Source organism: Arsenophonus nasoniae DSM 15247 (assembly GCF_000429565.1).
In the GTDB taxonomy this organism is placed as follows: Bacteria; Pseudomonadota; Gammaproteobacteria; order Enterobacterales; family Enterobacteriaceae; genus Arsenophonus; species Arsenophonus nasoniae.
The window spans coordinates 1-6,983 of sequence record NZ_AUCC01000111.1; the positions used below are offsets into that span (position 1 = coordinate 1).

At 36.3% G+C, this 6,983-nt stretch carries 7 protein-coding genes and 1 pseudogene; 5 read left to right on the forward strand and 3 right to left on the reverse strand.

From position 1 onward, the window contains the following. A partial coding sequence (locus tag G468_RS0115190) for a tyrosine-type recombinase/integrase (protein WP_026823796.1) occupies positions 1–731 on the reverse strand: 731 nt, incomplete at its 3' end. 273 nt (positions 732–1,004) lie between these two features. Here G468_RS0115190 and G468_RS0115195 point away from each other — a divergent pair. The 3 genes from G468_RS0115195 to G468_RS0115205 all read left to right on the forward strand — a co-directional run bounded on the left by G468_RS0115195 (position 1,005) and on the right by G468_RS0115205 (position 3,631). After that, a complete protein-coding gene (locus tag G468_RS0115195) occupies positions 1,005–1,463 on the forward strand; it encodes a nuclear transport factor 2 family protein (protein ID WP_026823797.1) in 459 nt (152 codons plus the stop codon). A 507-nt stretch (positions 1,464–1,970) separates the two neighbouring features. After that, positions 1,971–2,636 (forward strand): DUF1007 family protein, encoded by a 666-nt coding sequence (locus G468_RS0115200; RefSeq protein WP_026823798.1) that lies wholly within the window; start codon positions 1,971–1,973, stop codon positions 2,634–2,636. Next, complete coding sequence (locus G468_RS0115205; RefSeq protein WP_026823799.1) at positions 2,627–3,631, forward strand: nickel/cobalt transporter; 1,005 nt, start codon at positions 2,627–2,629, stop codon at positions 3,629–3,631. Before G468_RS0115200 ends, G468_RS0115205 begins: the two co-directional genes overlap by 10 nt. On the opposite strand, the gene G468_RS0115210 is transcribed toward G468_RS0115205, so the two are convergent. Both G468_RS0115210 and dcuC read right to left on the reverse strand, forming a co-directional pair. Continuing rightward, complete coding sequence (locus G468_RS0115210; RefSeq protein ID WP_026823800.1) at positions 3,628–4,419, reverse strand: sulfite exporter TauE/SafE family protein; 792 nt, start codon at positions 4,417–4,419, stop codon at positions 3,628–3,630. The genes G468_RS0115205 and G468_RS0115210 overlap by 4 nt on opposite strands. A gap of 175 nt (positions 4,420–4,594) precedes the next feature. After that, the gene (gene dcuC, locus G468_RS0115215) at positions 4,595–5,956 is read right to left on the reverse strand and encodes an anaerobic C4-dicarboxylate transporter DcuC (protein ID WP_026823801.1); all 1,362 of its coding nucleotides are present in this window, start codon (positions 5,954–5,956) and stop codon (positions 4,595–4,597) included. Between the two features lie 533 nt (positions 5,957–6,489). Between dcuC and G468_RS24900 the strand changes: the two are divergent. Then, positions 6,490–6,693: pseudogene (locus G468_RS24900) on the forward strand (malate:quinone oxidoreductase); the annotation flags it as partial. 83 nt (positions 6,694–6,776) lie between these two features. Beyond that, positions 6,777–6,983: transposase zinc-binding domain-containing protein (locus G468_RS23910; RefSeq protein WP_211229675.1), on the forward strand; the 207-nt coding region annotated here is incomplete at its 3' end.

A 6,983-nucleotide genomic window follows, 5' to 3' on the forward strand; every position in this document is an offset into this window, starting at 1 on the left:
AATTCCCCTATCCGGCAGCCAAACAACAACGCCAGTTTGATTATCAAGGCGTTTCTAGGGTTATAGTTTGGCGCATCAATTAACGCAAATAATACCCTGAGTTCGTTGTTACTCAACACTCTCTCGCCTTGGTGCTTTACCACCCCTAAGTCTTGGGCAGTCACATCGATAAGCGGATTTAAAGAAATAATCCCCCTGCGTATCCCCCACCGATGGGCGGTTTTTGCATAAAGTAAAATCCGTGCTCCTATCGCCGATTTTACTTTTACCACCTCTTCGATTAACGATAGCCAGACATGCAAGTGGGTTTCGTCATGGGGCAAATTGCCTATCTTGGGAAAAACATAAATTTCAAATGACCGTAATATTTCACCCGCTTTTACCTGTGCATTTTTAAGCGATTTTCCCCACCAGTCCCTGATAACCGACTCAACGGTGCGCGCTTCAACTGACTTTTGTTTACGTGTACGTTTGACCACTTTCGGGTTTCTGTGCTGTCCCAGTTCACCACGGTAAAAAAGCGCACTATCACGCGCATCTTTTAAACTGATTGCCGGATACGTTCCAATGTCTATCCGATCACCTTTCCCCTGCCAACGATAGCGATATTGAAAAATGACTTTACCTTTTGGAGTCACACGAACTGATAAACCCTCTCTGTCTGATTTCGTCACCATTTTAGCTTGTGGTTTACCATTTACCGCTCTTAACCATGAATCACTTACCGCCATCTTTATTTCTCCTTACGTCTAGTCTTTTTATGATATTTCATGTACACCAATATGTACATAAATTTCATGACACAAGGATTATAATAGGTGACTAAAAACAGCCATTCTATACTGAGATAAAAAATAAAAATCATATAAAACAGTATATTAATTTCAAAACATTAGCTATCGGTGACTATTGACGACTGTTATCGATTGATTCATTTTATTTCCATATGAAATAATAATCACACTAAAATATCACAAAAAATCATACTTACTAGCGAGACGTTTATGAGAAAACTGAATTTTTTAACTATTCCATTAATTTTACTTTCTAGCTATGCATCTGCTCTAGAGACAACGCCCAAATGTATCAATGTAGATCAACAACAAATTGCTAGTTTATTTGATCGCTGGAATGATTCATTAAAAAGTGGCGATGCAAAAAAAGTTTCGGCAAACTATCTCGCGGATGCAGTCTTATTACCAACTATATCAAATCAGGTTCGTTTAACAGATGCTGAACGTATCGACTATTTCAAACACTTTTTAGCCAAAGAACCGGTAGGAAAAATTGATAACCGTACCATTCGTATTGGTTGTAATAAAGCTATAGATATCGGTACTTATACTTTTACCTTTAAAGATAAATCCACCGTTTCCGCTCGTTACACATTTACCTACGTTTGGGATGGTAAAGAGTGGAAAATATCAACCCATCATTCATCTGAAGTACCGGCAAATAAGTAAAATTTTTTAATTAGCCAACCACTTTAAGTAACGCTATTCCAAGGTGACTAATTAGATAGTCACCAATTTGAATTAAAATCAGCCTAAAAAAATAAATCCCCTTTTTTCATCGCTTCATTTGCTCTTGCTAACTAGCATTTTATAAATACATCCTTGTATCATTAAACTTCCTTGTTCTTCTATTTTTAACCTAATAATTTAAATGACTTCCAATCGTTTAAAACGTTCGATATAAACATTTATGATTTGCAAAAACTATTGATGTACAAATATCGATCGAATAAAGCGATTGATTAATCAACTTATGAGTGAACTGTATGGTTTAAACAACAATATATTTATTATTAAAAGAAATATAATTCAATATTGCGCAAAAAAGTTAAGTAAATATAAGTAATAAACCTTTTAACCGATTAAATAGCAAAGTAACATTTAATTATCAAAGAAAATTGATAGTATAAAATATGCTATTTTCGGTTAATCAAATTATCCTACTTAATGGCTCAAATGTGTTATTACAAATTAGTAATCATAGTGAAGATTTTTCTACAACGTTTGCTAGCTGCGTTGACATTATGCTATTCGATAACTGTTTTTGCTCATCCCCACAGTTTTATTGATATGCAAAACCAATTACAAATAAAAGAGGGTAACCTCATTGCGATGAAAATGACTTGGGTCATGGATCCCATGACATCAGCAGATTTACTTTATGATGCACAACAGGCAAAAGAAAGTGATGAAGTGTGGAAGCAATTAAGTGCTGAAGTCATGGCTAATGTTATCAAGCAACACTATTTTACTTCTCTGTATAATAAGAATAAGTTAATAAAATTTCGCTTTTACCCTAAAGAATATCACCTATCGCGCAAAGGTAACCAAGCCGTGCTCTCTTTTACGTTAGAGTTAGCTAAACCAGAACCTTTAACGAGTAAGACATTAACCGTAATGACTTATGATCCAAGTTATTATGTTGATATGACTTATCGCAGCAAAAAGCAAATTTCAACGCTAACTGACACCTTATCTCAATGCAAAATTCAACTAATAACACCTAAGCCTAGCGCATCAATGATTGACTACGCCCTTTCTCTTGATAAAGGAGAAACACCACAAGAAGACCTTAGTCTCGGCCAACAATTTGCGCAAAAGGTAAACATAATATGTCAATAATGCCCAATAAGCGTGCAATCAATCTACTTAATAAAAAATACTCTATAGTAATCGGATTATTTAGTTTCGTTTTTGTCGGATTATCATTTTATCTGTACAAATATTGGCATCTTGGGTTACAACTAGCGATCACTTGGCAGCGAGAACTTAATCAACATCTCTCTTCTCTTCTGATTCGAGTCGCAAACTCGCCAACTGAAGCCGGATTATTACTGGTTGCTTTTAGCTTTTTATATGGTTTATTGCATGCTTTGGGACCAGGACATGGCAAAATCATTATTACTACTTATATTGCCACCCACTCTTCAAGGCTAAAAAAAAGTCTTACCCTTACACTATTAGCATCCTTATTACAGGGATCTATTGCTATTCTTTTAACATCCATTGTCCTAGGATTACTCCAGCTATCTAGCCGACACTTACATCTAAGTCGTTTTTGGTTAGAAAAATTAAGTTACGGCTTCGTCTTTTTCCTTGGTCTGCTACTATGTCTAAAAGCAATTTCTCGACTAAGAAAGATATTTAAAAAATCTCGGCATGCTCCTTATCAATTTACTAAAATTCATTCGCCCACCCAACAGCAACATTCTCCTGGCTGCAATTGTGGCCACAAACACGTATTGTCTGATGAAGAATTACAAAGCAATTGGCGAACTCAACTTGCAGTCATTGCCGCAATGGGAGCACGTCCCTGCTCAGGCGCACTAATTGTTCTACTTTTTTCCTATGTAATTGGTGTTTATTTTTGGGGGATTATTGCCGCACTAATGATGGCCTTAGGAACGGCAATAACCATTAGTGGAATTGCATTACTGGTCCATAGTGCTCGTCATATAGCAATTCTCTATTCAAAATGGCAAGGATTTAACATCAGTGCTTACTGGACTTTAGGGATAATGTTAATAGGCGGAATAGTGTTAACCATTGTGGGATTACTTATGTATCAAAGTGTTGAAATTCCAAAAACGATGGGTTCTTACATTTTTGGTCGTTAAAAATAGTGCCATAATTTTATACTCATCATTATGGCACTAGATAAAATAAATAATAGTGTTAGATACTGCAAAACACGATCGGATAAATTTAACATTAAATATTTGGCCAATGGGATAGTCATCAATGACCCTATGCATAGGGTAAATGCCAGAACAATATGAGTATGCCCATCACGCATATAGGCAATTGCTGATGAACCTGACAAAATAGTGGTGACAAAAATTGCGGTACCAATTGCTTGTTTGACAGATAATTTTAAATAACGTAATAATAGTGGCAATACAACAACCCCACCACCTACGCCAGTAGCACCTAGCACTACCCCAGCACTGATGGCCGGCAACAATAAAGACCTTATATCAATAGTGTTATTCTCTTCAAATTGATTTAAAGAAAATGCAAAAAATATACGATAGATAAACAGAAAAAGGGAATAAATAATCGCGACTACAATAAGGATATTAATGGCTAATTCAACTTGCGGTTGATAACCTGGCCATTGACTAAAATAACTTACTAGAAAACTTGTCAATACTGTGGCTGGTATCATAATAGCTAACACAACCACAGCACTTTTAATTGGAACATTGCCTAAACGAAAATGCATATAAGAAGATGAGATTTTCATCAGCATAGAGAGAAAATTGGCGGTTGCAACTGCAGACAAGGCATCCAGACCAAAAAAATAGGTTAAAACCGGTAATACAACAACTCCCCCGCCAACGCCCGTTAAGCTAATAATTAATCCCAAAATTGCGCCAATTATCAATTCTGTTACGAAAAACATGATTAATTACCTTGCATGGAAAATTTACATTAGCTATCAAACAGGTCATTCGGCAGTGGATAGTTAATGATAAATATCAACCCTGGCTATGAGATTAGAATATCGCTAAACACCCGATCATCAAAGCCGGAACATAATGATAAACATGAGCCGGATTTGATGTAACCAAAAAAATTTATACAGGATGAACTGGAACCAAAACTTCAGTTGCAATAATGACAACCAATAATCCAACTAAAACTGGAATAGAAGTACGTTTAACCACTTCAAAAGGTGAAATTTTCGCCATTCCTGACACAGCAACCACCACACCTGACACCGGCGACATTGTTCGACCAAGGTTAGAGGCTTGTAACATAGGGATCACTAGGTAAGTTGGATTAATTCCCATTTGTGCGGCTAAACGTGGGATCAATTCAACAAAAGAGTAAAATGGCGCATTACCGGAACCCGTTGTCATGGCCGCCAACATAGTAATAACCACCAGCACAATCATCATCACAATAGCGCCAGAGCCAAAAGATTGTGATAAATTAATCAAAGAGGTAATAAATCCGATAGTACTTAACCCTTGGGCAAATACCCCGGCAGCCACCAGTAGTACGACAACGGAGACAAATGCATCAGCCATACCACGATAACAAACATCTAACCCATCAAATACCGTTTTTACCCTAAAATAGCGCACAAATTCAATCAAGCTCGTTAGAATAATACAGCCAACAATAATAGTTATGATATGTAATTGAGGTGCCCATTTACCATCAAAAATTAATACCCCAATAATGGGCGTAAAAGGTAAAATAGCATAATAGTCAGGCGCTTTGGTTTTAATTTCATTAACATCAAGTTTTTCTATTTTTACTTGTTCCCGTTTATCAAGATAGCGTTGCCAAAAAAAGTGGCTAATGGCCATCGCAATAATAGCAATAATCGAAATAGGCAGCGTGGTTTTAAAAGCAAAATCGATTAGTGGCATACCTGATGCTTTCGCTGCTAATACTACATCCCCTGATGTAGGAGCCAAAATTATTGCAGCAGGTGAGGCACAAATTGCTGCTGCAGCTCCACGGCTAATACCGACATTAACCATAATCGGAAATAGGGTCGCCATCAATAAAACACCCAGTCCCGCTGCTGAAGACACAGCCAGTGACATTAAGCAAGCAACAAGATACGCTGCAACCATTAATGCATAGGGTGAATTGATCATTTGTAATGGCTTAGATCCTATTTTGACCACAACATCATTAGCCCCAATATGGGTCATATAGGCAGCAAAACCACATAAGATCATAATCATCATGCCTAAATCACCACCACGGCTCATCAGCAGATATTTAATGTATTCTAAAATATCAGTGGTTTTCCAACCTGTCACTGGTACATCATTAGGTAATATATTTTTACCCATGATCGCGCTGATGATTAGCAGCAATATCCCGCCTATCATTAAAACACCTGTGGCTGAATAGCCTTTAATAATATAACGACCTATTCCAATCGTAACCAATACACCAATCAAGAGTTCCATCATTTTATTCCTCTACATCTACCCCAAGGCCGTCAAAATAGTAATAAAAATTTATTTAATCATTATGAATATTATTTATTTTAATAATAAAGTAACGATGAAAAAACAATTTACCGATTAAAGTTTGATTAATAACAGTATTACACCTCCACTTCGCCTATTTTATCAGCATAAAATACTTGCATTTAAGCAGTATTATCACTTTTTTATCTTCTTTTATTTATTTTTAGGACACTAAAAGCGCTTTATTTATACCTAATTATAAGTATTTTTTATAAAAAATTAAACTTTCACTACTATTTAACAATCAAAAATATAAAAATAATTAATATAAAACAATAAATTAGAACATTAAATATATAATTATTGCGCAGCGTGCAACAGAATACCATAATTAATTTTTATGTTTGATGTGATCATCGCTAATTAAGGTACATTTTCATATGAAGAGATCATTAAAATATACAGCTGTGATTATTGGTTTATTAATAATTATTTTATTAATTTATTTATTTAGGCCGACAGCTTCATACCCGATCAAAACTTCAATCAATGAACCTACTGTTAATATTGTACTTATCGGCGCTGGGATCATGAGTGCTACATTAGCGACATACTTAGCAGAATTGCAACCAGATTGGCAAATTCGCATGTATGAGCGACTAGACAGTATTGCCGGTGACACCTCTAATGGCTGGAATAATGCCGGTACCGGTCATTCAGGCTTTATGGAAATGAACATAAGCACGCCTTTGGCGTGAGCATCGCGGCAAAGGCGCTCTATTTCTAGGCAATTCCCTTCTCGTCTTTTATACTCTGCTCTATGTACATCCCCAGACCTGCAAAACTGCTATTTCAATACGATGACGGATGGAACCTTTTCATCGAAAATAATCACGTAGATGAATGGCAACTACTCTCTGTCGAAAAGATGCTCGCCTGCAGCACCTGCGCTATGGGCGTTCGCCGTTATTGCTGTTCTTCACCTGAATGCTCTCATTCACGCTTCTTTTGTCAAACCTGTAAATCC